At 63.5% G+C, this 22,871-nt stretch carries 29 protein-coding genes; 5 read left to right on the top strand and 24 right to left on the bottom strand.

All coding sequences use genetic code 11. The annotated features are described in order from the left end of the window. Positions 1-63: 63 nt before the first annotated feature. Both murI and arfB read left to right on the top strand, forming a co-directional pair. The gene (gene murI, locus ACZ41T_RS16670) at positions 64-861 is read left to right on the top strand and encodes a glutamate racemase (protein ID WP_464922459.1); all 798 of its coding nucleotides are present in this window, start codon (positions 64-66) and stop codon (positions 859-861) included. A gap of 16 nt (positions 862-877) precedes the next feature. Beyond that, positions 878-1,303: an alternative ribosome rescue aminoacyl-tRNA hydrolase ArfB gene (gene arfB, locus ACZ41T_RS16665; RefSeq protein WP_464922458.1), complete on the top strand. Its 426-nt coding sequence runs from the start codon at positions 878-880 to the stop codon at positions 1,301-1,303. Between the two features lie 51 nt (positions 1,304-1,354). Here arfB and ppx read toward each other — a convergent pair whose 3' ends face one another. From ppx to ACZ41T_RS16645, 4 genes are read right to left on the bottom strand one after another with little or no spacing between them, the layout of a single operon-like run. After that, on the bottom strand, positions 1,355-2,836 hold the full coding sequence (ppx, locus tag ACZ41T_RS16660; protein ID WP_464922457.1) for an exopolyphosphatase: 1,482 nt from the start codon (positions 2,834-2,836) through the stop codon (positions 1,355-1,357). Beyond that, on the bottom strand, positions 2,833-4,071 hold the full coding sequence (locus ACZ41T_RS16655; protein WP_464922456.1) for a nucleoside recognition domain-containing protein: 1,239 nt from the start codon (positions 4,069-4,071) through the stop codon (positions 2,833-2,835). Before ACZ41T_RS16655 ends, ppx begins: the two co-directional genes overlap by 4 nt. A gap of 6 nt (positions 4,072-4,077) precedes the next feature. Continuing rightward, positions 4,078-4,995, bottom strand: coding sequence for a CobD/CbiB family protein (locus ACZ41T_RS16650; protein WP_464922455.1), 918 nt, complete (start codon positions 4,993-4,995; stop codon positions 4,078-4,080). After that, on the bottom strand, positions 4,995-5,522 hold the full coding sequence (locus ACZ41T_RS16645) for a hypothetical protein (RefSeq protein WP_464922454.1): 528 nt from the start codon (positions 5,520-5,522) through the stop codon (positions 4,995-4,997). Before ACZ41T_RS16645 ends, ACZ41T_RS16650 begins: the two co-directional genes overlap by 1 nt. A 321-nt stretch (positions 5,523-5,843) precedes the next feature. On the opposite strand from ACZ41T_RS16645, the gene ACZ41T_RS16640 reads away from it, so the two are divergent. Further along, complete coding sequence (locus tag ACZ41T_RS16640) at positions 5,844-7,448, top strand: GGDEF domain-containing response regulator (protein WP_464922453.1); 1,605 nt, start codon at positions 5,844-5,846, stop codon at positions 7,446-7,448. 14 nt (positions 7,449-7,462) lie between these two features. On the opposite strand, the gene ACZ41T_RS16635 is transcribed toward ACZ41T_RS16640, so the two are convergent. From ACZ41T_RS16635 to ACZ41T_RS16620, 4 genes are read right to left on the bottom strand one after another with little or no spacing between them, the layout of a single operon-like run. Further along, positions 7,463-8,212: a sulfite exporter TauE/SafE family protein gene (locus ACZ41T_RS16635; protein ID WP_464922452.1), complete on the bottom strand. Its 750-nt coding sequence runs from the start codon at positions 8,210-8,212 to the stop codon at positions 7,463-7,465. Positions 8,213-8,217: 5 nt separating this feature from the next. Then, on the bottom strand, positions 8,218-8,529 hold the full coding sequence (locus ACZ41T_RS16630; protein WP_464922451.1) for a DUF190 domain-containing protein: 312 nt from the start codon (positions 8,527-8,529) through the stop codon (positions 8,218-8,220). Then, positions 8,526-8,900 (bottom strand): fluoride efflux transporter CrcB, encoded by a 375-nt coding sequence (crcB, locus tag ACZ41T_RS16625; RefSeq protein ID WP_464922450.1) that lies wholly within the window; start codon positions 8,898-8,900, stop codon positions 8,526-8,528. Before crcB ends, ACZ41T_RS16630 begins: the two co-directional genes overlap by 4 nt. Before the next feature lie 52 nt (positions 8,901-8,952). Next, positions 8,953-9,474: a DUF302 domain-containing protein gene (locus ACZ41T_RS16620; protein ID WP_464922449.1), complete on the bottom strand. Its 522-nt coding sequence runs from the start codon at positions 9,472-9,474 to the stop codon at positions 8,953-8,955. Between the two features lie 16 nt (positions 9,475-9,490). Here ACZ41T_RS16620 and ACZ41T_RS16615 point away from each other — a divergent pair, with 16 nt between their 5' ends. Next, positions 9,491-9,826, top strand: a complete 336-nt coding sequence (locus ACZ41T_RS16615) for a winged helix-turn-helix domain-containing protein (protein WP_464922448.1) — start codon at positions 9,491-9,493, stop codon at positions 9,824-9,826. A gap of 66 nt (positions 9,827-9,892) precedes the next feature. Here ACZ41T_RS16615 and ACZ41T_RS16610 read toward each other — a convergent pair whose 3' ends face one another. The 15 genes from ACZ41T_RS16610 to mobB all read right to left on the bottom strand — a co-directional run bounded on the left by ACZ41T_RS16610 (position 9,893) and on the right by mobB (position 20,573). Further along, a complete protein-coding gene (locus ACZ41T_RS16610; protein ID WP_464924002.1) occupies positions 9,893-11,155 on the bottom strand; it encodes a peptidase U32 family protein in 1,263 nt (420 codons plus the stop codon). 29 nt (positions 11,156-11,184) lie between these two features. Beyond that, positions 11,185-13,137 (bottom strand): peptidase U32 family protein, encoded by a 1,953-nt coding sequence (locus tag ACZ41T_RS16605; RefSeq protein ID WP_464922447.1) that lies wholly within the window; start codon positions 13,135-13,137, stop codon positions 11,185-11,187. Positions 13,138-13,188: 51 nt separating this feature from the next. Then, a complete protein-coding gene (locus tag ACZ41T_RS16600) occupies positions 13,189-13,695 on the bottom strand; it encodes a YceI family protein (protein ID WP_464924001.1) in 507 nt (168 codons plus the stop codon). Positions 13,696-13,791: 96 nt separating this feature from the next. After that, complete coding sequence (locus ACZ41T_RS16595; protein ID WP_464922446.1) at positions 13,792-14,346, bottom strand: YceI family protein; 555 nt, start codon at positions 14,344-14,346, stop codon at positions 13,792-13,794. Next, positions 14,343-14,891 carry a cytochrome b gene (locus ACZ41T_RS16590; RefSeq protein ID WP_464922445.1) on the bottom strand — a complete coding sequence of 183 codons (549 nt, stop codon included), beginning with the start codon at positions 14,889-14,891 and terminating at the stop codon, positions 14,343-14,345. The genes ACZ41T_RS16595 and ACZ41T_RS16590 overlap by 4 nt, the downstream gene beginning before the upstream one ends. Continuing rightward, on the bottom strand, positions 14,888-15,022 hold the full coding sequence (locus ACZ41T_RS16585; RefSeq protein WP_464922444.1) for a hypothetical protein: 135 nt from the start codon (positions 15,020-15,022) through the stop codon (positions 14,888-14,890). The genes ACZ41T_RS16590 and ACZ41T_RS16585 overlap by 4 nt, the downstream gene beginning before the upstream one ends. 17 nt (positions 15,023-15,039) lie before the next feature. Further along, positions 15,040-15,285 (bottom strand): MarR family winged helix-turn-helix transcriptional regulator, encoded by a 246-nt coding sequence (locus ACZ41T_RS16580; protein ID WP_464922443.1) that lies wholly within the window; start codon positions 15,283-15,285, stop codon positions 15,040-15,042. A 542-nt stretch (positions 15,286-15,827) separates the two neighbouring features. Next, positions 15,828-16,409: a YceI family protein gene (locus ACZ41T_RS16575; protein WP_464922442.1), complete on the bottom strand. Its 582-nt coding sequence runs from the start codon at positions 16,407-16,409 to the stop codon at positions 15,828-15,830. A 31-nt stretch (positions 16,410-16,440) separates the two neighbouring features. After that, a complete protein-coding gene (locus ACZ41T_RS16570; RefSeq protein ID WP_464922441.1) occupies positions 16,441-16,989 on the bottom strand; it encodes a YceI family protein in 549 nt (182 codons plus the stop codon). Positions 16,990-16,991: 2 nt separating this feature from the next. Continuing rightward, a complete protein-coding gene (locus ACZ41T_RS16565) occupies positions 16,992-17,540 on the bottom strand; it encodes a cytochrome b (protein ID WP_464922440.1) in 549 nt (182 codons plus the stop codon). Beyond that, positions 17,537-18,001 (bottom strand): MarR family winged helix-turn-helix transcriptional regulator, encoded by a 465-nt coding sequence (locus tag ACZ41T_RS16560; protein WP_464922439.1) that lies wholly within the window; start codon positions 17,999-18,001, stop codon positions 17,537-17,539. Before ACZ41T_RS16560 ends, ACZ41T_RS16565 begins: the two co-directional genes overlap by 4 nt. 195 nt (positions 18,002-18,196) lie before the next feature. Continuing rightward, the gene (gene moaE, locus ACZ41T_RS16555; protein ID WP_464922438.1) at positions 18,197-18,652 is read right to left on the bottom strand and encodes a molybdopterin synthase catalytic subunit MoaE; all 456 of its coding nucleotides are present in this window, start codon (positions 18,650-18,652) and stop codon (positions 18,197-18,199) included. A gap of 4 nt (positions 18,653-18,656) precedes the next feature. Next, positions 18,657-18,908: a molybdopterin converting factor subunit 1 gene (moaD, locus tag ACZ41T_RS16550; RefSeq protein ID WP_464922437.1), complete on the bottom strand. Its 252-nt coding sequence runs from the start codon at positions 18,906-18,908 to the stop codon at positions 18,657-18,659. Continuing rightward, complete coding sequence (locus tag ACZ41T_RS16545) at positions 18,905-20,098, bottom strand: molybdopterin molybdotransferase MoeA (protein WP_464922436.1); 1,194 nt, start codon at positions 20,096-20,098, stop codon at positions 18,905-18,907. Before ACZ41T_RS16545 ends, moaD begins: the two co-directional genes overlap by 4 nt. Beyond that, positions 20,073-20,573, bottom strand: coding sequence for a molybdopterin-guanine dinucleotide biosynthesis protein B (mobB, locus tag ACZ41T_RS16540; RefSeq protein ID WP_464922435.1), 501 nt, complete (start codon positions 20,571-20,573; stop codon positions 20,073-20,075). Before mobB ends, ACZ41T_RS16545 begins: the two co-directional genes overlap by 26 nt. 109 nt (positions 20,574-20,682) lie before the next feature. Between mobB and moaA the strand changes: the two genes are divergently transcribed. Then, positions 20,683-21,666, top strand: coding sequence for a GTP 3',8-cyclase MoaA (moaA, locus tag ACZ41T_RS16535; RefSeq protein ID WP_464922434.1), 984 nt, complete (start codon positions 20,683-20,685; stop codon positions 21,664-21,666). Here moaA and senA read toward each other — a convergent pair. Further along, positions 21,644-22,831, bottom strand: coding sequence for a selenoneine synthase SenA (senA, locus tag ACZ41T_RS16530; protein WP_464922433.1), 1,188 nt, complete (start codon positions 22,829-22,831; stop codon positions 21,644-21,646). The genes moaA and senA overlap by 23 nt on opposite strands. Between the last annotated feature and the right edge of the window lie 40 nt (positions 22,832-22,871).

Here is a 22,871-nt window from a genome sequence, read left to right as displayed (position 1 = left end):
ATCTCGCCTCATGCTGCCCTGCAGGTAAAATGCCGTCTTTCTCATCGCGCCATCCTGCCACCCATGTCCACGAATGCAAAATCCCCAATCGGCGTATTCGATTCCGGCATCGGCGGGCTGACCGTGGTGCGCGCCCTGATGGAGCGCCTACCCTACGAGAACATCGTCTATTTCGGCGACACCGCGCGCGTGCCCTACGGCGTGAAATCGGTCGAGACCATCGCCCACTTCACCACCCAGATCGCGCAGTTCCTGCTGGAAAAGGACGTCAAGCTGCTGGTCATCGCCTGCAACACCATGGCGGCGGTAGCCTCGCAAATCGTCAAGGACCTGTCGCCGGTGCCGGTGCTCGACGTCATCGACGCCGGCGCGGCATCGGCACGCGGTGGCAGGAAGATCGGCGTCATCGGCACCCCCACCACCATCAACAGCAACGCCTACGCCCGCGCCATTCACGAATACGCGCCCGATTCGCGCATCCACTCGCAGGCCTGCGCGCTGTTCGTACCGCTGGTGGAAGAAGGCTGGCTCGACCACGAAGTCACCCGGCTGACCGCGCAGGATTACCTGAAGCCGCTCCTGGGCGAGCACATCGACACCCTGGTGCTCGGCTGCACCCATTACCCGCTCTTGAAACCGCTGCTGCGCCAGGTGGTGGGCAACGACGTCGCGCTGGTCGATTCCGCCGAAGCCATGGCCGAGCAGGTCGCCGCGGTGCTGGCCGAAAAGCGGATCGCCAACCCCGGCCCGGCCCAGCCGCGCTACGACTTCTACGTCACCGACGTGCCGCTGCGCTTCCAGACCATCGGCGAGCGCTTTCTCGGACGCACGCTCAACAACGTGCATGTGGTGAAGTGGTAGTCACGAAGCCGCACGCATGATCCGGGTCAACGCCGAGATCGAGCTCGACGAGCGTGAAATCCAGGAGGATTTCGTGCGCGCCTCGGGCCCCGGCGGGCAGAACGTCAACAAGGTGTCCACCGCGGTGCAACTGCGCTTCGACGTCGCCCGTTCCCCTTCGCTGCCCGACCCGGTGCGCGCCCGCCTCATCGCCCTGGCCGGCCGTCGCGTGACCCAGGACGGCGTGCTGATCATCGAGGCCGAGCGCTATCGCAGCCAACGACGCAACCGCGACGATGCGCTGGAACGACTGATCGAACTGATCCGCGAAGCCTGCGAAGTGGAAAAACCGCGCCGCCCGACCCGCCCGACCCTGGCATCGAAGAAACGGCGGCTGGAAGGCAAGCAGCGGCGGGGCGAAACCAAGAAACTGCGCACATCGAAACCGGGTACTGACAGCTGAGGCAGCCCTTTCCGTCGGGATTGTCTCGTCCGCCAGGCCCCTGACAGACTGCTAGCCAAAGGTGTACTTCATGCCGATGGCCTGCCAGTGCCCGATTTCCTCTTCCAGCGCGCGATGGGTCAACGGGCGCCGCTCCAGCCAGCCTTCGGGCAAGGAGAGGTGCAAGCGCTTGCCGCTGGCTTCCACTTTCACGTCGGGCAGGCGAGGGTCTGCGCGGCTGCGGCAGAGGATGACGGCCTGGCGCAGCAGCCAGACCAGCAGGCGGTCGCGGTCCGGCACCGCGCCGCTGGCGAAGGCCGACAGCTTCGTCAGCGCGCCGCGCTGGGCGCGCATCAGCAGGGCCAGGCGCGCCTGATCGGTGCGCGAAAAGCCTGGCATGTCGGCGTTTTCCAGGATGTAGCCGGCGTGGCGGTGGTAGCCGCCGTGCGACACCGACAATCCGATTTCGTGCAGACGTGCGGCCCAGTCGAGGAAGCGTTCGTCGTTCTCGTCGCCGCCGCCGCAGGCCGCCAGCAGCTTTTGCGCCACGCGCTTGACGCGCGTCGCCTGCTGGACATCGATGTGGTAGCGGCGCATGAATTCGTCCACCGTCGCCTCGCGCATGTCCTTCTCGTGGAAGCGGCCCAGCAGGTCGTACAGGATGCCCTCACGCATCGCGGTCTCGGCGACAGCCATCTGTTCGATCCCGAGTTCGGCAAACACCCCCGCCATGATGGCAAAGCCGCCCGCAATCACCGGGCGGCGGTCGTTGCGCAGACCGGCAAGCTGCAGCGTGTCGATATGCCCGGCCTTGATGAACTGGGTGCGCAACTGCGCCAGGCCATCGGCGGTGATGCCGCTGGCCGACCACCCGTTCTGTTCGAGAATCTCGCGCAGTGCCCGCGCGGTGCCGGACGACCCGATCGCCTGCTGCCAGTTGGCTTTGGAAAATTTCCTGGCGATACGCTCGACCTCGAGCCGGGCGGTGACCTCGGCGACTTTCAGCGCAGCCTTGTCGATCACCCCGGTGGCGAAGAAACGTTGCGAGAAATTCACACAGCCCATGTGCAGGCTTTCGCGTTCGTGCGGTTTCAGGCCTTGGCCGACGATCAGCTCGGTGGAGCCACCGCCGATATCCACCACCAGCCGCTTGTCGGGCGAGGCCGCCAGCGAGTGCGCCACCCCCAGATAGACCAGCCTCGCCTCCTCGCGTCCGGCGACGATCTCGATCGGGTGGCCCAGCGCGATTTCGGCCCTGGCAATGAAGGCGTCGGCGTTCCTGGCGATGCGCAGCGTCGAGGTGCCGATGCAGCGGACCGCCTCGGGCGACAGCCCGCGCAGGCGCTCGCCAAAGCGGTGCAGACAGGCCAGCGCGCGTGCCTGGGCGGTTTCATCGAGCTGCTTGTCGTCGCCCAGCCCGCCGGCCAGGCGCACGGTTTCCTTCAGCGAATCGAGCGGATAGAGCTGATCGCCGGAGACCCGTGCGACCTCAAGGCGAAACGAATTGGAGCCGAGATCGACGGCGGCAAGGGTGTCGTAGGGTTTCAGATTCATGCGATGCTGCCAAAGAAGAGATAGGCCATGCCGATGGCGGCAAGAATGCCGGCGATATCGGCTATCAGACCGCATGCCACCGCATGGCGTACCCGACGGATGCCGACCGCACCAAAATATACGGCCAGCACGTAAAAGGTTGTTTCGGTGCTGCCCTGCACGATTGAAGCCAGTCGCCCGGCAAACGAATCCGCGCCGTGCGCCTGCATGGTGTCGATCATCATGGCACGCGCGCCGCTGCCGGAAAACGGTTTCATCAGCGCGGTGGGCAGCGCGTCGACCCAGCGCGCGTCGTACCCCAGCGCCAGCACCATGCCGCGCATCCCGCCCATCAGCAGGTCGAGCGCGCCGCTGGCGCGGAACACGGCGATCGCCACCAGCATCGCGACCAGATACGGGATGATCGTAACCGCCGTGTGAAAGCCTTCCTTGGCGCCTTCGACGAAGGCCTCGTAGGCATTGACCCGGCGCCGCACCGCCATCAGCAGGAAGGTGACGATGAGGCCGAACAGCAGCACGTTGCTCAGGATCGACGACTGCCGTGTCATCGCCGCGGCGTCGAGGCTGCCGAAATACAGTACCAGCCCGCCGATCAGCGCGGTGGCGCCACCCAGGTAGGCCATGGTGACGCGGTTCCACAGGTGCAGGCGCTGGAACATGCCGGTGACGAAGAGTCCGACCAGGGTACCGATATAGGTGGTGATGAGAAGCGGCACAAACACGTCGGTAGGGTCGGCCGCGCCCAGCTGTGCGCGGAAGGTGAAAATGGTCACCGGCAGCAGGGTGACTGACGCGGTGTTGATCACCAGGAACAGGATTTGTGCGTCGCTGGCGGTGTCGCTGGACGGGTTGAGTTTCTGCAGTTCCTGCATCGCCTTGATGCCGAGCGGGGTGGCCGCATTGTCCAGCCCCAGCATGTTGGCGCCCATGTTCATTGTCATCGCGCCGAGCGCCGGATGGTTCGCCGGCACGTCGGGAAACAGGCGGCGGAATAGCGGCGCCAGGCCACGCGTCAACACGTCGAGCATGCCGGCGCGTTCGCCGATTTTCATCACCCCCAGCCACAACGCCATCACGCCGGTCAAACCCAGGGCGATTTCAAACGCGGTCTTGCTGCTGGTAAACAGCGCCTTCACCAGCGCGGCGAAAATGTCGGCGTCGCCGAGGAAAACCAGTTTGAACAACGCAATCAGGAAGGCGACCAGAAAGAACCCGATCCACAGCGCGTTGAGCATTTACGCTTAAGAAGTCCAGCCGGCGATGACGACCAGCAGCCCCGCCGCCAGCCAGATCGCCAGGCCGCGCCAGATCATGCTGACGGCGCTGTCGATGCAGTCGGCTTCCGGGGCCTGACCGGTGCCGAGTTCGGGCCGCCACACGGTTTCTCCGCCCACGTTGACGCCCTGCCCCAGCAGGATCCCCATGGCGCCGGCGCCAGCGGCGAGCACCACGCCTTCTTCCGGCTCCGGCCACGCCGACGCCTGGGTGCGCCAGCAATAGGTGGCATCCTCGAAATTGCCGGCGATGGCGTAGGTCAACGCGGTCAGCCGCGCGGGCAGCCAGTTGATGGCGTGAAACGCGCGCCGGGAAAAGCCGCCGAACTGTCCGGTGGCGTTTTCCCAGCGCCGCGCCAGGATCGAGGCAATGCGAAACAGCACCGCGCCGACCGGCCCCAGCGACGACAGCAGCACGAACCAGAACAACACACCGAACATCTGACGGTGGCTTGCTGCCATTACCTGCTCGACGGTGACCCGTACCAGTTCGTCGACGCTGAACTGGCTGGCATCGCCGCCGCGCCAGGCATCCAGGCGCGCACGTGCGTCCTCGATATCGCCGGCGCGCAGCAGCCGCGCAATCTGCTCGGCGATGGTGCTGAAATATTTGAACCCCAGAGTGAAATACAGCACGGCCACATTCCACAGCCAGCCGAAAATGGGACTGATGCCGTCAAGCAGGACAAAAACCAGCCACACGCCCGCCAGCAGCGGCAACGCCGCCAGCGCCCAGGCAATCGCACCGTGGCTGAATTCGCCGGCATTGAAGCGACGCTCAAGCCAGTGGGTCAAGCGGCGGTAGTGCTGGTAGTACGGCAGCGGCTGCCGCAACGGGCGCAGATGTTCGAGGGCCACGGCGGCAAGGACGGAGAAAAAAGCCATCAGCGGTTCATTTCCAGGGTAAAGATACCGATACGGTTTGCCTGACCCGACGGTCGATACAGCTCGACCGTCGGCATGACGATGGCCAGCCCGCGCGACGCCAGCGTGTCGGACAGCGCCTGGTAGGCCTTGGACGGCGCCAGCAGCACCGCTGCCTGTACCTGCGCGACATACACCGGACGACGTTCGATGCGGCCTTCCTTCAGGCCTTCGGGGATCGGGGCGCTGTCGGCCAGGGTGTAGCCCAGTTGCGCACGCACCTTGCCGTTGGCAGCGCGCGGGTCGGTGAGAATCACGCTGATCGTGTCGCCCGCCGCCACCCTGGACGCAGTGAATCGATCCAGCGCCGTGCGATGCGATTTGCGCACGTTGCTGATCGGGCCATCGTAATCCAGATAGGCATAGCGATAAGGCCCTGCCTCGGTTTCGGTGACATTGACCGGGTTGAACCCGCCCCACCACCAGAACACCGCCAGCAGCGGCAATACGAACGCCAGCACAAACGCCGGCCACTGTTTCTTGAACACGCCTGACACCCCCCGTTACAGCTTTGAAGATATCACAGCATCACTCGCTGACCCCAGGCTGCCGGAGACGCCCAGAAAAAACCGGCTGATCGAAATACCCTGCCATGCCGGCATTCGACAATCCAGACGGACAATGCATTCAGCCTTTATTTGCGGCCCGGACAGGCGGGCAAAAGCAAATGCGGCAAGCGCCAAGGGGCCGCAACGCGTGAATTCACGACCGGGGGCACGGCGAATTCGTATCGCCGTTATCCCATTCACGTATAAAGCGTGATAATTGCTGAACAGGCATCAACAGGAAAATCTTATCCGGCTTGCTCCATGCTCTGCTCCCCCGAAGAACTCCTGCAGAAAAACCAGGCTTTGTCGAACACGTGGCAGCGTTATCAGGCGGCGCCAAGTTTCGAGAGTTTCGTCGAGCTGGCGGTATCGATCAACAGCTTCACCGAGTTCCTGATCGACAAAGGCATCACGGCCCTGCATCACGCCAGCCACCAGCTGGAGCAGGTGACGCTGGCCCTGTTCAACACGGAGGTGGCGCATCCGCTCCCGCAAGCCGCGCTCGACGACCTCAACGAGCGCGTGTTCGCGCTGGCGCGCATGGCGACGACCCACGCCTCAGCGACCGCCGGTCTGGCCGAGCGACGCCATGACCGACAGCACCCTGCCGTCCATGACATGGCGGTGGGCCAGTCCTGGCTGATCGGGCATGATCAGGCGGCCTGGGGCGACCTGCAGGCACAGCTTGGTTATTTCGGCATGGCCGCGCAGTACACCACGTGGGACCGGCCCCTGCCGGACAGCGCCGGCGTCGCCCCGCTCCTGCTGCTCGACCTGAGCAGCCTGCCCGAAGCCGAGTGGTGCAGCAGAATCCAGGCGCTGCGGCAACGGTTCGCAATGGGGCAGCTGATCTGCCTCGGGGTACGCTCCGATTTCGAACAGCTGCAACAAGTCCTGCGTGGCGGCTGCGATAGTTGCCTGCTGGATGGAACGCCCGTACATGCCATCGTCGAGCACATCATGGAACTGAACGAGCGCCATGAGCAGGAAGCATATCGCGTGCTGATCGTGGAGGATTCCAAGACCGCCAGCCACATGATCCGTCGTACCCTGGAAGAAAACCAGATCGTCTCCGAGATCATCAACGATCCGCAGCAGACGCTGAATGCGCTGCGGCAGTTCAATCCGGACCTGATCCTGATGGACATGTACATGCCGAACTGCACTGGTGTCGAGGCCGCGCGCATCATTCGCCAGCACAACGAATTCCTCAGCACCCCGATCGTCTACCTGTCGGGCGAAACCAACGTTGCCCTGCAGGTCGACGCCATGCGGCTGGGCGGCGACCATTTCCTCACCAAGCCGTTCAACCCGGTGTTCCTCAACGCGATCGTCAAGAGCAAGATCGAGCGCTACCGGGCGCTGCGCCGCACCATGTACCACGACAGCCTGACCGGGCTGCTCAACCATTCAAGCGGCAAGAACATGCTGGACATGCTGCTGTCCAGCGTGGCGCACGAGGGCGGATTCCTGTCGGTGGTGATGATGGATATCGACAATTTCAAGCAGGTCAACGACACCTATGGCCATCCCGTCGGCGACCAGGTCATACGCGGCCTGTCGTGGCTGCTCAAGCAGCGCCTGCGCAAGCAGGACATTCTCTGCCGCTACGGCGGCGAGGAATTCCTCATCGGTTTGCCGCACACCGATGCCGAACAGGCTTTCGCCATCATGGATCGCATCCGTCAGGATTTCGCGCAAATCCGCCATCCCCATGGCAACAGCCATTTCCACGTCAGCGCCAGCGGTGGCATCGCCACCTATCCGCTCTATCAAACCGGCGATGCGCTGATCAAAGCCGCCGACGAAGCGCTCTACCAGGCCAAGCGTGACGGGCGCAACCGCATCCGCACCGACGAGGACTGAGCGCGGCAGGTCGCTCAGCCAAGGATCAGTTTCAGGCCGATCGATATTGTCACGATTTCGAATGCCCGCTTGATCCACAGATTGCCTTTCCTGATCGCCAGATGGCTGCCCAGGTAGCCGCCGAGGACTGAGCCGGCCAGCAGCGCCGGCATCCAGTCCCACGCCACCGTACCGATCACGCCCAGTATCAGTGCGCCGGTGCCGTTCCATAGCAGGCCGCAGAGAATCAGGGTGTAGGCCACGGCGCGAGTGTAGTCGAGGCCGAACCAGCGGATCAGCCAGATGGTGAGGAACAGCCCGGTGCCGCTGGTGATCGAGCCATTGAGAAAGCCGACGACAAACAGCCCCGCCATGCCGCCGACCAGCGCCGCGCCCTGCCGGTTCCTGGGCGCATGGTCCATGCCGAGCCGGGGCTTGAACACCGAATACAGACCCAGCCCCAGCGTCAGAACGCCCAGCGCCAGGGTGGCGATGCGCTCGGGGATCTGCAGGATCGTGACCGCGCCCAGCACCACGCCGGGCAGCCCTGCACCCAGGATGATCAGCGAGAACCGGCGTTCGAGATGCGACTCCTTCAGGTGACGCAGCGTGGCGCCAAGTCCGAGCGCGACGCTGGCGACCTTGTGGGTGGCGAGCGCCACGCCGAACGGCAGCCCCAGAAAAATCAGCATGGGAAACTGGATCAGCCCTGCCCCGCCGCCCGACAGTGCCGAAAAGAAATTTGCCGCCAGCGAGGCGACAAACAGAATCAGCTGGTCGAGCACGCCGGCTAAAGCGTGACGCCGGTTTCGGCCGGAAGCCTGGCGTAGAACAGTTTTAAATCCGCTTCGGCGATGCGCTGCAGCAGCTGGTCGGCCATCGCCGCATCGACGAAGAACTCCACCACCACCGGCAGCTCGCCTGCGAGCTCGAAGAATCCTGCGTCGTGGCGGCCATGGCGGCCGAATCCCGCAACGGCGCGGAACGCCGAACCGCCGGCAATGCCGAGTTCCTGCGCCGTATCGAGCAGCCATTCGTAGGTCAGCTTGCCGTGATGGCGGCTGGCCTCCGACACAAATACCTGCAGACAGACCGCGTTCATTTGAAAAGCCTCATCGAATAAAACCCCAGCCCGGTCGCCAGAAAGGAACCCGTCATGTGGGCGAACGCAATCAGGCCGCCGGTCAGCCACAGGCCGCGCATCAGCGCCGTGACGACTTCGGCGGAAAACGTAGAGAACGTGGTCAGCCCGCCAAGCAGGCCGGTGATGAGAAACAGCCGCGCTTCCGGCGGCACGCCGGGATGTTCGGCAAACCAGGCGATGACCAGGCCGACGAAATAACCGCCGATCAGATTGGCGGCCAGCGTGCCGAGCGGCAGCGAGGGGAATGCGGGGTTGAGCCACAGCCCCAGCCCCCAGCGCAGCCACGCGCCGATGGCCGCACCCAGGCCGATGGCGAAGAAGGCGGTCATGGCTGGCGCGCGTCGGCTGAAATCATGTACGCCTTCTATTCAAGTCCGGCGCTTACATCGCGTCCCGGATGATGTCGTTAAGCAGCTTCTCCACATCGGCCAGGGCTTTTTGCAGGGCCGGATTTTGGGTGGCAGCGGGCTTGCGATAGGCAATATAAACATGCTTGTCGTTGGGAATCGTATACACCGCCACGTTGTAGGGGCACATTACGATCGCGTGCGGATCGGCTTCCATCATCCGGCGCGAAATAGTGGCACTGCAGAATTCGAACTGCTCGGCGTTTTCATACACCACCCTGGTCGCGCCGATATCCCTGCCGGTTCGCTCCAGCATTTCGGCAATATGGTTGGTGTTGGTGATCTTCAGGCCTTGGCCCTCGATCGCGGTTTGCACCAAATCGCGCACAAATTGGTAGTCGCCCTGGGTTTTGAAGGTCACCGCATAATCCTCGGCCGCCATCGCGGAAAAGGGCAGGCAGAGCATCGCGCATACGGCAAATATTTTTTTCATGACATTCATCCTGGATTGCAAACCCCGATTTTCATCCGCTCGCGGATAAACAGCAATGGCCATTTGCTACACTCGCCGCATGGCAACGCGATCGAAGACAACGCAACTCAAGGCAGACGGTCGCTTCTGGCTGACTCTGGAAGGCAGGAATTTCCTCGGCCGCGGCCGCATCGAACTGCTGCAGCGCATCCGCGAAACCGGCTCCATCTCCAAAGCTGCCAAGGCGATGAAGATGAGCTACAAGGCGGCATGGGATGCGATCGATGCGATGAACGCCGCGTGGCGATCGCCCCTGGTGGAAAGCGGCCCCGCCGGCAGCCGGCTAACCGAAGAAGCCGAGCGGCTGATCGCGATGTTTCAAAAAATCGAAGCACGTCACACCGCGTTCATGCTGAAACTCACCATCGACCTGTAAAAAACCCACCGCACAAGCAGCGGGTTCATCAACGCGTGGTTACAGAAGCTGTGCTGAAGGCGGCGTTCATTCGTGTTCCGCAACAAAACGCGCGACGAATGCCCCCTCGTAACCCGCCGGCAGGGGAATGCTTACACGATGGCCGCTACCCGGTGCGACCTTGACCGGGGTGCTGTTTTTGCCTTGCATGGTGGCAATCGTCAGTTCCAGGTTGCCTCTGGGATGGATGATCTCGATGCGGTCGCCGACCGAAAACCTGTTTTTCACGTCGATCTCGGCCAGGCCTTCTGCGTCATACCCTATGACATCGCCGACGTAGAGGCTGCGGTCCGACTCGGAATGGCTCTTCAGGTAGCTCTGGTATTCGCGATCCGGGTGGCGTTCGTAGAAACCGCCGGTATAGCCGCGGTTGGCCAGGCCGTCGAGCTCGCGCAGCAGGGCCGGGTCGAGCGGGCGGCCGGCGGCGGCATCGTCGATGGCCTGGCGATAGGTCTGGCAGGTGCGCGCCACGTAATAGGGCGACTTGGTGCGGCCTTCGATCTTGAGCGAGTCGATGCCGATTTCCGTCAGCCGCTGCACGTGTTCGATGGCGCGCAGGTCTTTCGAGTTGAGGATGTAGGTGCCGTGCTCGTCCTCCTCGATGGGCATGTAGCTGCCGGCGCGTTTGCGCTCTTCCAGCAGATACACGTCGCCATCCGGCGCTTCCTTGCCGGGGTGGGTGTTGAACTCCCAGCGGCAGGAATTGGTGCACGCGCCCTGGTTGGGGTCGCGGTGGTTGAAGTAGCCCGAGAGCAGGCAGCGCCCGGAATAGGCGATGCACAGCGCGCCATGCACGAAGACCTCAAGCTCCATGTCCGGGCATTCCTGGCGGATCTCGGCGACCTGGTCGAGCGACAGTTCGCGCGACAGGATGACGCGGCGGATGCCGAGCTTTTTCCAGAACCGCACCGCCGCGTAGTTGACGGTGTTGGCCTGCACCGAAAGGTGGACGGGCATTTCAGGCCAGGTTTCGCGAATCATGTCGATCAGGCCCGGGTCGGCCATGATCAGCGCGTCCGGCTTGAGGGCGACGACCGGCGCCATGTCCGCCAGGTAGGTTTTGATTTTGGAGTTGTGCGGAAAGATGTTGCTGACGACGTAGAACTGCTTGCCCCGGCTGTGCGCGTAGTCGATGCCGATGCCCAGCGCAACTTCGTCGCGGAAGCTGTTGTTGCGCACGCGCAGGCTGTAGCGCGGCTGGCCGGCATACACCGCATCGGCGCCGAAGGCGAGCGCGGTTTCCAGCATGGTTTGCGAGCCGGCGGGTGCCAGCAATTCGGGTTGGCGCATTTCGGTGTGTTTCAAGTGGGATTACCGGCTCACGCAACGGGCTGCGTTTTATAAAAGTTCAGCGGCGCGCTGTTTTTGGCGACGGCCGGTTTCAGTTTCCCCATCACGTGCATCTCGCAGGCCTTGCAGTCGAAGCGCAGGGTGAGCTTTTCGCTGCCGTTGATCAGCGTCAGCGGCGCGGCGCGCACGGTGCCCTGCACGCCGGTGACGCCCTTGGCCTGCTTGGGGCACAGGGAGAGCGAATAGCGCACGCAGTGCCTGGTGATCATCAGCGAGACCTCGCCCGTTTCCTCGTGGCTCTCGTAGGCAGCGGCAATGGCCCGGACGCCGTGCTTCGTGTAGAAGTCACGCGCCTTATGATTGTAGACGTTGGCGAGATAGGTAAGCGTGTCCTCGGGATAGACCGCCGCCGGCTCGACCGCCTGCGCACGCGGCGGACGCCGGTAAGCGGCGGCGCGTCCGGCTTCCAGCGCGGCGACGGCGTCGCGGCGCAGGGCGTTGACGAAGGACGCCGGCATGAACCAGTCCTGCGACAACTCAAGCGCGATTCCCATAGGTGCAAACGGCGTGGCGCCGAGTTTGCCGAGGTGCTCGCGCAGGGTGGCCTCCGCTTTGACGATGTCCTTGGCCGGCTCTTTGGCGTGCGCCGCCTCGACTGTCGCGGCATGGCCGTCCTCGTCGGTCAGCGTCAGCGCGAAGCCGTCCGCAGTCTCCTCCAACCGCAGCCACACGCCGATGCGACGCTCGCCCGACGGCTTGTCGAGCAGGCGCGTCCAGTTCATGTCGCGGTTGCGGCTGACCATCGTGCCGGCGCGCAAGTCCCTGAAACTCGCGATGGTGTCTTTCGGGAACACGCGCCAGGCGCCCTCGCCCAGCTTTTCGGCACGGTTGATGGCGAGGCCGGTCAGGTCTTTCTGCAAGGTGTAGTAGCAGAGGCCGTCGCCGTTATTGAGCACGATATCGGGCGAGTCGGTGTGCAGTTCGACCCATTTGTCGCCGACCTTGCTGACGTAGCCGATGGAAAGGCCGGGGTTCTTCGGCGTGTCGAACGCACCGATGTCGTCGCGGCGGCCGCCGACGAAGTAGTCGGTGAACTCGCGGTTGAAGTTCTGCTCGGGGTCGGGGGTGAAGGCAAACGCGGTGCGACCCGCGGACGCGCGCGCGAATTCCGGGCGGCGCTCGACGAGCTGGTCGAGCAGCGTACGGTAATGGGCGGTGATGTTCTTCACGTAGCCCATGTCCTTGTAGCGGCCCTCGATCTTGAAACTGCGAATGCCGGCGTCGACCAGCGCTTCGAGGTTGCCGCTCTGGTTGTTGTCCTTCATGGAAAGAACATGCTTGTCGTGCGCGACGATGCGCCCTTCCAGGTCGGTAACCTGATACGGCAGGCGGCAGGACTGCGAGCAGTCGCCACGGTTGGCGCTGCGCCCGGTGTGGGCGTGGCTGATGTAGCACTGGCCGCTGTAGGCGACGCACAGCGCGCCATGGACGAAAAATTCCAGGGTGCAGCGCGCAGGATCGGTGGCGGCGCGGATGGCGGCAATCTGGCCGAGGTCGAGCTCGCGTGCCAGCACGATCTGCGACAGCCCAACGTCCTGCAGGAAGCGGGCCTTTTCCGGCGTGCGGATGTCGGTCTGGGTGCTGGCATGCAGCTGGATCGGCGGCAGATCGAGCTCCAGCAGGCCCATGTCCTGGATGATCAGGGCATCGGCGCCGGCGTCGTACAGTTGAATGATCTGCCGCCGTGCCGGTTCCAGTTCGTCGTCGGTAAGGATGGTGTTGAGGGTAACGAATACGCGTGCGTTGAAGCGGTGTGCGTATCCGACCAACCGCGCGATGTCGGCGACTTCGTTGGACGCCGCCGCGCGCGCGCCGAACGATGGCCCGCCGATGTACACCGCATCGGCGCCATGGTTGACGGCCTCGATGCCGATATCGGCGTCGCGCGCGGGCGCGAGCAGTTCAAGTCGATGGGGTTCCACGAGGCGGTGTTCCGGACAGCTAAAGCAACATTTTACCGGAGCCCGCCCGGCTTATTGCGCAGCCGGCTGTTCCCTGACCGCTTCGATCGCCAGTGTCAGCGTGACCTCATCGCTGACAAAGGGCGCGTTCTTGCCCATGTTGAATTCCGAACGCTTGATCTGCGTGCTTGCGTTGGCGCCACAAGCTTCCACTTTCAGCATCGGATGCGGCTGGCATTTGAAGTGCGTAATGGCGAGCGTCACCGGCTTCGTCACGCCCTTGATCGTCAGGTCGCCCACCAGGCTCACTGGCTGGTCGCCTCTGAACGCCATCTTGTCTGCCATGAACGTGATCGTCGGATGGTTGGCGGTGTCGAAGAAATCTGCCGACTGGATGTGCTCGTTGAACACCGCATGGCCGGTGTTGACCGAGGTGGCGTCGATGATCACGGAAACCGAGCCGGCTTTCCCGGCACGGTCGAGCACCACCTTGCCGCGGGTCTTGTCGAACTTGTGGGTCTGGTTGGAAAAGCCGAAGTGGTTATAGGTGAAATGTAGATAGGTGTGGCTGTTGTCGATGACGTAGGTGACTGAAGCGGCCTGGGCGGTGGCGGCAAACGCAGAGCAGAAGTGCGAGATGATTCATGTTTTGCTCCTGGAGGGATGAGCAGCGGGTTAGCCGCCGGTGGCGGCAATGCGGAATCTGACCTGGACCTCGTTGGCGACGATGGTGATATCTGACCACCTGCCTTCGCCGATGCCGAAGTCGAGGCGCCTGAGGACGAACGCACCGTCGAAGATGGCGGCGTTATTGCCGGGCGTGAACGTCAGCGGCACGACCATGTCGCGGCTCTTTCCCTTGAGCGTGAGCGTGCCGCGCATCTCGTAGCGGTTGTTGCCCAGCGCGCGCACCTGACTGGAGACGAAGGTCGCTTTCGGGTGGGTGTTGCGGTTGAACCACAGCTTGTCGCCGGATTCCTCGTCGGCCCTGGATAAACCAGTGTCGATGCTGGCGAGGTCGATGTCGATCTGCACATGGACGGCCTCGGGTCTGGCCGGGTCGAACGCCATCTGCGTGGTAAAGCGCTTGAAACCGCCCTTTATCGGCCAGCCCGTCTGGCGGAACTCGAAATGGATCGTGCTCTGCTTCGGCAGCACCGTCTGGTATTCCACCGCATTCGCCGCAGGCGCGGCCAGCGCCGCCAGCAAAATCCAACCAGTCATTCTCATGTGCGTACCTTTCTGTCCCAGGCCATGCGATGCAAAAACGGCCGGCGTTCGATGAAATGATGTTTCAGCGCAGCGGCCACGTGCAGGATGACCAGCACCAGCAAGCTGAAGTTCAGGGCCTCATGCACCCCGGCAAGCAGGTCGCCCAATGCCTTGTCCTTGCCGACCAGGTCGGGCAGCGGCAGCACGCCGAACCACACCGTCTGGAAACCCTTGGCCGAACTCATCAGCCAGCCCGACAGCGGAATCGCGATCATCAGCACATAAAGCAGACCATGCACGATATGCGTCACCCGATGCTGCCACTGGGCCATGCTGTCCGGCAACACGGGCGGCGTGTATGTCGTCCGCCACATCACCCGCGCCGCCGCCAGCATTAAAATCGTGATGCCGATCCACTTGTGATAGCTGTAGAGCTTGAGCTTGTCGGGCGATACTGGCAGCTCGTGCATATATACGCCGAGCGGGAACGCCACAAAAATCAACAGGGCCACCAGCCAGTGCAACACGATAGCCGGGGATGGATAACGCAGTACTGTACTCATATCGTCTCCTTTTTAAAAACCTGTTCCAGCGCGCGCAGGGCCGTTTGCCAGCGCGCATGTTCAGCCGCCGGCACGCCGGCGAAGCAGGCATCCATGTGTGCCAGATGCGCCGGTAAGACCTTGGCAAACAAGGACTCGCCCGCCTGCGTCAGCCGGATGATCTGGCAGCGGCCATCGCTTTCGTGCGCCACGCGCTCGACCCAGCCGCGATCGACCAGACGGTCGACCACGCCGTGAGCGTGCCCTTGGTGATGAGCGTCTTTTCGCCAAGCTCGGTGGCAGTCATGCCGGAGGTGTTGCCGAGGGTGGCGACGATGTCGAACTGCGGCGGCGTCAGCCCCAGCGTGCGAATGTGCGTTGCGGAATAGGCCTCGAAAGCCTGATAGCACTGCACCAGGGCTTGTGCACCAGGGCTTGTACGGTCGGCAGGAATTCGGCTGGCTGGCTCATCGCTCGCACATTTGGTTCTAACACGGACATAATTTAGTTCGTGCTAGAACCAAAGTCAAGCCCTGTCAGCGGACCAGACCGGTTGAGGGCCACATTGCGGTAATTGCGAGGTCGGGTTCGTAGGGTGCACTCCGTGCACCTTCTGGCATCAATCGGTGCACGGAGTGCACCCTCTACGCTCTACAAATCGCCGAATGAACCCTCCCGGATAAAACAGACGATCAACTCGCCTGCCAGCGCGCCACCGCGTGGCATTAAAACACCTTGTTAAAACAGCAACTTACTTTTATTTCCCCACAGGTTTCAGCTGAAACAAGGAAACAAACTGACAGAAATCCAACAGTCTGCGTTCAAGTGCCGACCTTCCGGCAGTCTGGCAGTCTGGCAGTCTGGCAGTCTGGCAGTCTGGCAGTCTGGCAGTCTGGCAGGGGGTATGCCAGTGTCTGCGGCGCGCCTTGCGCAACGCAGACAAAACAGCGCATCGGCTTATTGCGCAGCCGGCTGTTCCCTGACCGCTTCGATCGCCAGTGTCAGCGTGACCTCATCGCTGACAAAGGGCGCGTTCTTGCCCATGTTGAATTCCGAACGCTTGATCTGCGTGCTTGCGTTGGCGCCACAAGCTTCCACTTTCAGCATCGGATGCGGCTGGCATTTGAAGTGCGTAATGGCGAGCGTCACCGGCTTCGTCACGCCCTTGATCGTCAGGTCGCCCACCAGGCTCACTGGCTGGTCGCCTCTGAACGCCATCTTGTCTGCCATGAACGTGATCGTCGGATGGTTGGCGGTGTCGAAGAAATCTGCCGACTGGATGTGCTCGTTGAACACCGCATGGCCGGTGTTGACCGAGGTGGCGTCGATGATCACGGAAACCGAGCCGGCTTTCCCGGCACGGTCGAGCACCACCTTGCCGCGGGTCTTGTCGAACTTGTGGGTCTGGTTGGAAAAGCCGAAGTGGTTATAGGTGAAGTGCGGATAGGTATGGCTGTTGTCGATGACGTAGGTAACCGGCGCGGCCTGGGCGGTGGCGGCAAACGCAGCAAGTGCGGAGAGAAGTGCGAGATGCTTCATGTTTTGCTCCTTGAAGGATGAACAGCGGGGGTTAGTTGCCGGTGGCGGCAATGCGGAATCTGACCTGAACCTCGTTGGCGACGGTGTCGACGTCTGCCCACATGCCTTCGCCGATGCCGAAGTCGAGGCGCCTGAGGACGAACGCACCGTCGAAGACGGCGGCGTTATTGCCGGGCGTGAACGTCACCGGCACGACCATGTCGCGGCTCCTGCCCTTGAGCGTGAGCGTGCCGCGCATCTCGTAGCGGTTGTTGCCCAGCGCGCGCACCTGACTGGAAACGAAGGTCGCTTTCGCGTAGACGCTGCGGTTGAACCACAGCTTGCCGGCGGATTCCTCGTCGGCCTCGGGCGAACCGGCATCGATGCTGGCGAGGTCGATTTCGATCTGCGCACGGGCGGCCTCGGGTCTGGCCGGGTCGAACGCCATCTGCGTGGTAAAGCGCTTGAAACCGCCCTTTATCGGCACGCCCATCTGGCGGAACTCGAAATGGATCGTGCTCTGCTTCGGCAGCACCGTCTGGTATTCCACCGCATTCGCCGCAGGCGCGGCCAGCGCCGCCAGCAAAATCAAACCCGTCATTCTCATGTTCGTTCCTTTCTGTCCCAGGCCATGCGCTGCAAAAATGGCCGGCGTTCGATGAAATGATGTTTCAGCGCAGCGGCCACGTGCAGGATGACCAGCACCAGCAAGCTGAAGTTCAGGACCTCATGCACCCCGGCAAGCAGGTCGCCCAATGCCTTGTCCTTGCCGACCAGGTCGGGCAGCGGCAGCACGCCGAACCACACCGTCTGGAAACCCTTGGCCGAACTCATCAGCCAGCCCGACAGCGGAATCGCGATCATCAGCCCGTACAGCAGTCCGTGCACGATTGCGCTCGCGCGGCGCTGCCAGGCGGCGATGCTGTCCGGCAGCGGCGGCGGCACGTGCGTCAGCCGCCAGCCCAGCCGAACGGCAACCAGCATCAGCACCGTGACACCGATCCACTTGTGGTAGCTGTAGAGTTTCAGCTTGTCGGGCGACAGCGGCAGCTCGTGCATGTACACACCGAGCGGGAAGGCTGCAAAGATCAGCAGCGCCACCAGCCAGTGCAGCACGATGGCCGGGGTTGAATAAGGTATCACGGCGCTCATGCAGTCTTCTTACTGAAAGCCTGTTCCAGACCGCGCAGGGCGGTTTGCCAGCGCTTGTGTCCGGTTGCGCCCGTGCCGGAAAAACATGTCGCCAGATGCGCCAGGTGTGCGGGAAAGACCCTCGCGAACAGGGCCTCGCCGGATGGCGTCAGCCGGATGATCTGGCAGCGGCCATCGCTTTCGTGCGCCACGCGCTCGACCCAGCCGCGATCGACCAGACGGTCGACCACGCCGGTGAGCGTGCCCTTGGTGATGAGCGTCTTTTCGCCAAGCTCGGTGGCAGTCATGCCGGAGGTGTTGCCGAGGGTGGCGACGATGTCGAACTGCGGCGGCGTCAGCCCCAGCGTGCGAATGTGCGTTGCGGAATAGGCCTCGAAAGCCTGATAGCATTGCACCAGGGCTTGTACGGTCGGCAGGAATTCGGCTGGCTGGCTCATCGCTCGCGCATTTGGTTCTAACATGGACATAATTTAGTTCGCGTTAGAACTAAAGTCAAGACCTGTCAGCGGGCCAGACCGGTTGAGGGCCACATTGCGGTAATTGCGAGGTCGGGTTCGTAGGGTGCACTCCGTGCACCTTCTGGCATCAATCGGTGCACGGAGTGCACCCTACGCTCGACAAATCGCCGAATGAACCCTCCCGGATAAAACAGCCGATCAACTCGCCTGCCAGCGCGCCGCCGCCGCATCGTCACTGGCGCGGGCCTCGACCCAGCGCTCGCCTTCCGTCGTTTCTTCCTTCTTCCAGAATGGCGCCTGTGTCTTCAGGTAATCCATGATGAATTCGCAGGCGGCGAAGGCTTCGCCGCGGTGCTGGCTCGCCACTGCCACCAGCACGATGGGATCGCCCGGCAACAGGCGGCCGACGCGGTGGATCACGGTGACGTCGAGCAGGGTCCAGCGCGAGCACGCATCGTCGACCACAGCGGCGAGCGCCTTCTCGGTCATGCCGGGGTAGTGTTCCAGCGTCATCGCCGCAACACCGCTGCCTTCGTTGAGGTCGCGCGCCAGACCGACGAAGCTGACGATGGCGCCGATATCGGTGCGGCCCCGGCTCATCGCGGCGACTTCGGCGCCGAGGTCGAAGGTATCGGCCTGGACCAGGATTTTCATTGTCTCAGCCTCCGGTCACCGGCGGAAAAATCGCGACTTCGGCATTGTCCGGCAGCAATGCATCGAGCGCGACGATGTCCTGGTTGACCGCCATCCTGAACGCACGCCCCGCAGCCAGTTCTTCCGCCCACACGCCGCCGCGGGTCTGCAACTGTGCGACCAGATCGGCAGCGGTAGTGCCGGCGAAATCCAGGGTTTCCTCGCCCACGCTGAAACGCTCGCGCAGACGGGCAAAATACAATACGCGTAATTTCATGACAGCAACTCCGAGAAAGGAATGTAGCGCACCCAGTCACCCGGATGCACGATATGACCGATGCCGAGGTCAACCAGGCCATCGGCCCAGGCACAGGAAGTCAGCACGCCCGAGCCCTGATTGGGGAACAGCGCCAGCCTGCCATCCGCCTGAATTTTTACCCGCAGGAATTCGCGCCGTGTGCCCGCCTTGTTCCAGGCGAAGTCCGCCTGCATGGCAAATGCGCGGTACAGTACGTCGGCCACGCCCATACGCTTGAGCAAAAACGGCCGCACGAACAGGCAGAAGGTGACAAAGGCCGATACCGGATTGCCCGGCAGGCCGATGAAATCGGCGTCGTTCACGCGGCCGTAGACGAGCGGCTTGCCGGGCTTCATGGCGACCTTCCACATCTCGACGCGGCCGAGTTTTTCGACCGCCGCCTTCACATAGTCGGCCTCGCCTACCGACACGCCGCCGCTGGTGATGACGACGTCGGCAATGCTGGCCGCGCCTTCCAGAGCGGCCTGGGTCGCTTCCAGCGAGTCGGGAACGATGCCGAAATCGGTCAGCTCGCAGCCCAACGACTTCAGCAGTCCGGTCAACAGGTAGCGGTTGGAGTTGTAGATCTGGCCGGGGGCGAGCGCCGTGCCCGGCGTCACCAGCTCGTCGCCGGTGAAAAAACACGCCACTTTCAGCCGCTTGAACACCGGCAGTGCAGCCAGCCCGACCGAGGCGGCAAGGCCCATTTCCGCCGCGCCGATGCGGGCGCCTGCGGCGAGGACTTGCCCGCCCGCCTCGATATCCTCGCCGGCGCGGCGGATGTTTTCGCCCGGCTGCGGCAGGGTGTTGATGACGACGAATTCGCCCTCGGCCATGCAGTATTCCTGCATCAGCACGGCGTCGGCCCCGGGCGGCACCGGTGCCCCGGTGAAGATGCGGGCAGCGGTGCCGGGCTGCAGGGGCGCACCGACCGCGCCGGCGAGAATGCGCTGCGACACCGGCAGGCGCACGCCGGCCACGACCACGTCGGCGGCGCGCACGGCGTAGCCGTCCATCGCGCTGTTGTCGAGCGGCGGCACGGTGATGGCGGAAGTCTGCGGCACGGCGAGCACGCGTCCGAGCGCATCCGTAATGGCCACAGTCTCGGTTTCGGTCACCCCGCGCGCGCGTTCGAGCAGGGCATCAAGCAGTTGGTCGGCTGTAAGCATGGTTCAGGATAAAGTCGGTGAGTTGGAAAACGGCATCGAGGTCGATGCGGGGAAAACCGTTCGGGGGGTCGACGTCGGACGCCGCCGCCAGAATATTCGGGTCGTCGGGAAACAGCCAGGGCTTGGCGGTCTCCGTGCGATGCACTTCCAGCTTGGGGATCGCGCAGCGCTTGTAGCCCTCGACCAGTACCAGATCGCACGGCGGCAGCTGCGCCAGCAGATCGTCCAGCAGCGGCGGCGCGTCGCGATGCTCGGTCAGCACCGCGGTACGGTGGTCGGATGCCAGCAGCACCGCCGCTGCGCCCGCCTCGCGCGCACGCCAGCTGTCCTTGCCGGGGCGGTCGATGTCGAAATCGTGGTGGGTGTGCTTGATCACCGCCACCCGGAGCCCGCGCGCGGCCAGCTGCGGCAGCACGCGCTCGATCAGCGTGGTTTTGCCGCTGCCGCTGTAGCCTGCAATGCCGAATATTTTCATGCCTGGAATATTTTCATGCCTGGAGGGTGAGTCTGGCTGGTCTGGATTGGATAATTGGGTTATATTTTTCCATATATAACCCATTCCTGCCACCACTTCGGCCCTCATCATGAACGCACCCGTTCTTACCGATCAGTTCGGACGCCGCATCGACTACGTGCGGCTGTCGGTGACCGACCGTTGCGACCTGCGCTGCAGCTACTGCATCCCGGAAGGTTTCACGGGCTTCGAGGAACCCGCACACTGGCTCAATTTCGACGAGATCGAACGCCTGATCGGCGCATTCGCCCGGCTCGGCGTAAGCCGCATCCGCCTGACCGGCGGCGAACCGTTGCTGCGGCGCGACATTGCCGGACTGGCCGGGCGCATCGCTGCCCTGCCCGGCATCGAAGACCTGTCGCTGTCGACCAACGCCACCCAGCTCGAACGCCACGCCCATGCGCTGAAAGCCGCCGGAGTGACGCGGCTCAACGTCAGCCTCGACTCGCTGCAGCAGGCGCGGGTGGAAAAAATCAACGGCCGCGACGTGCTCGCCAGGGTGATGGCCGGCCTCACCGTGGCGCAGGATGTGGGCTTTGCGCCGATCAAGCTCAACATGGTGGCGCTGGCCGGCACCAACGACGACGAGATCGACGAAATGGTTGCCTTCTGCATGCAGCGCGGCTTCGTGCTGCGGCTGATCGAGGCGATGCCGATGGGTGATACCGGCCGCAACGCCGAATACCTGGACCTGCAGCCAGTGAAGGAACGCCTGCGCAAAGAGTTCGATCTCGTCGAAACCGTCCTGCCCGGCGCCGGACCGGCGCGCTACCTGGGCACCGCGGACGGCCGCTTCAACGTCGGCTTCATCACACCCATCTCGCAGCACTTCTGCCAGACCTGCAACCGCATCCGTATCGCCGTCGACGGCACCGCTTACATGTGCTTGGGCCAGGATGAAAAATTCGAATTCCGCCCGCTGCTGCGGAGCGCCTGTTCCGACGCCGAACTGGATGACGCCATTCTCGAAGCGATCAATCTCAAGCCGGAACGCCACGAATTCAACGAGGCGCCACAGAAAGTCCTGCGCTTTATGTCGATGACTGGCGGCTAGCCCCCCCGTAATCAGGGTTGACGGTGCGAAACCCTGCGAACGGATCGCGCCGGTGCGGCAGATAGAAATTGCGGAAGCCGGGACGTTTGAGGGCCGGATCGGTGACCGGCCCGCCGCCGCGCAATTCCGCATGCGTGTGGAACCAGGGCCGGGAATAATCCTGGTAGGGATCGGGCGAAAACCCCGGATACGGTGTGAAGAGATTGCGCAGCCAGTCCCAGCCCATGCCCCCTTGAAATTCCGGCCGTGCCGCCGCGCGCAGCCACTGCGCAGCCGTGGGCAGACGCCTGCCCATCCAGGCGGCACAGGCCTCGGCTTCGTAACGGTTCACATGCAACATGGGTGCGTCCGCACTCAGCGGCATCCAGCGGTCGAAGCGGCGCACCTGCCAATCGCCGTTTAGCGGCCGCCAGTAAAGCGGATGGCGGGCACCCGAGGCCTCGCGCCAGGCCCATCCCTCGTCCGACCACCCGTCCCTGCGCTGGTAGCCGCCCGCATCGACGAATTCGGCGAAGGCCGTCTCGGACTGCGGACTCGCGTCGATGTCGAATGCCGGAACCGGCGCCGTGTGACGCCACTTTTCGTTGTCGAAAATGAACCCTTCGTCCGTACCGCTACCCAGCACAACCTCGCCCGCGGCAAACGCCAGCCGCCGGGCAGGCGGCAAAGCTGTCGCATCGGGTCGCCCCGGCGGCGCATAGCCCAGATTCTGGAAAGCCATCCACCAGGCCTCGATGTGCATCAGCTCGTGATACAGGCTCAGCTCGGCGAAATACGCCAGCTCATGGGTGAATGCGTTGCGCAGGCGGGCGGCCACGGCTTCGGCCACCCCGGCCGCGTAGTCGTCGACCGCCGCGAGTTCCGGCAAGGGTAGATCCCAGCGCGTGTCGTGCGCTACGCTGGAGGAGTCGTACAAGGCATCGGCCCCGGCCAGCAGGCTGGCTGCGAAACCGCCATCGGGCCGTGCGCGCAGGCACCAGCGCTCCTGGAACCAGACGATGTGCCCGTATTCCCACAGCGGCGGGTTCAGGTGTTCGGCACGCGGCCCCAGCAGGCCGCCGGTCGGCAGGCCGTCGATCAGCGCACGCAGGTGGCCGTGCGCCTGCGCCAGCCGGTCGATGAGCTGGTCCGCGGTGCAAGCGCTGACGGGTCGGATCTTGTTCATGCTGTATAAACTACTATAGGCCGTGCCATTCCGGGCGCCC

It is taken from the genome of Thiobacillus thiophilus, from assembly GCF_055378705.1.
The sequence above is the reverse complement of the archived record's forward strand: the minus strand, read 5'-3'. Positions and strand labels throughout refer to the sequence as shown.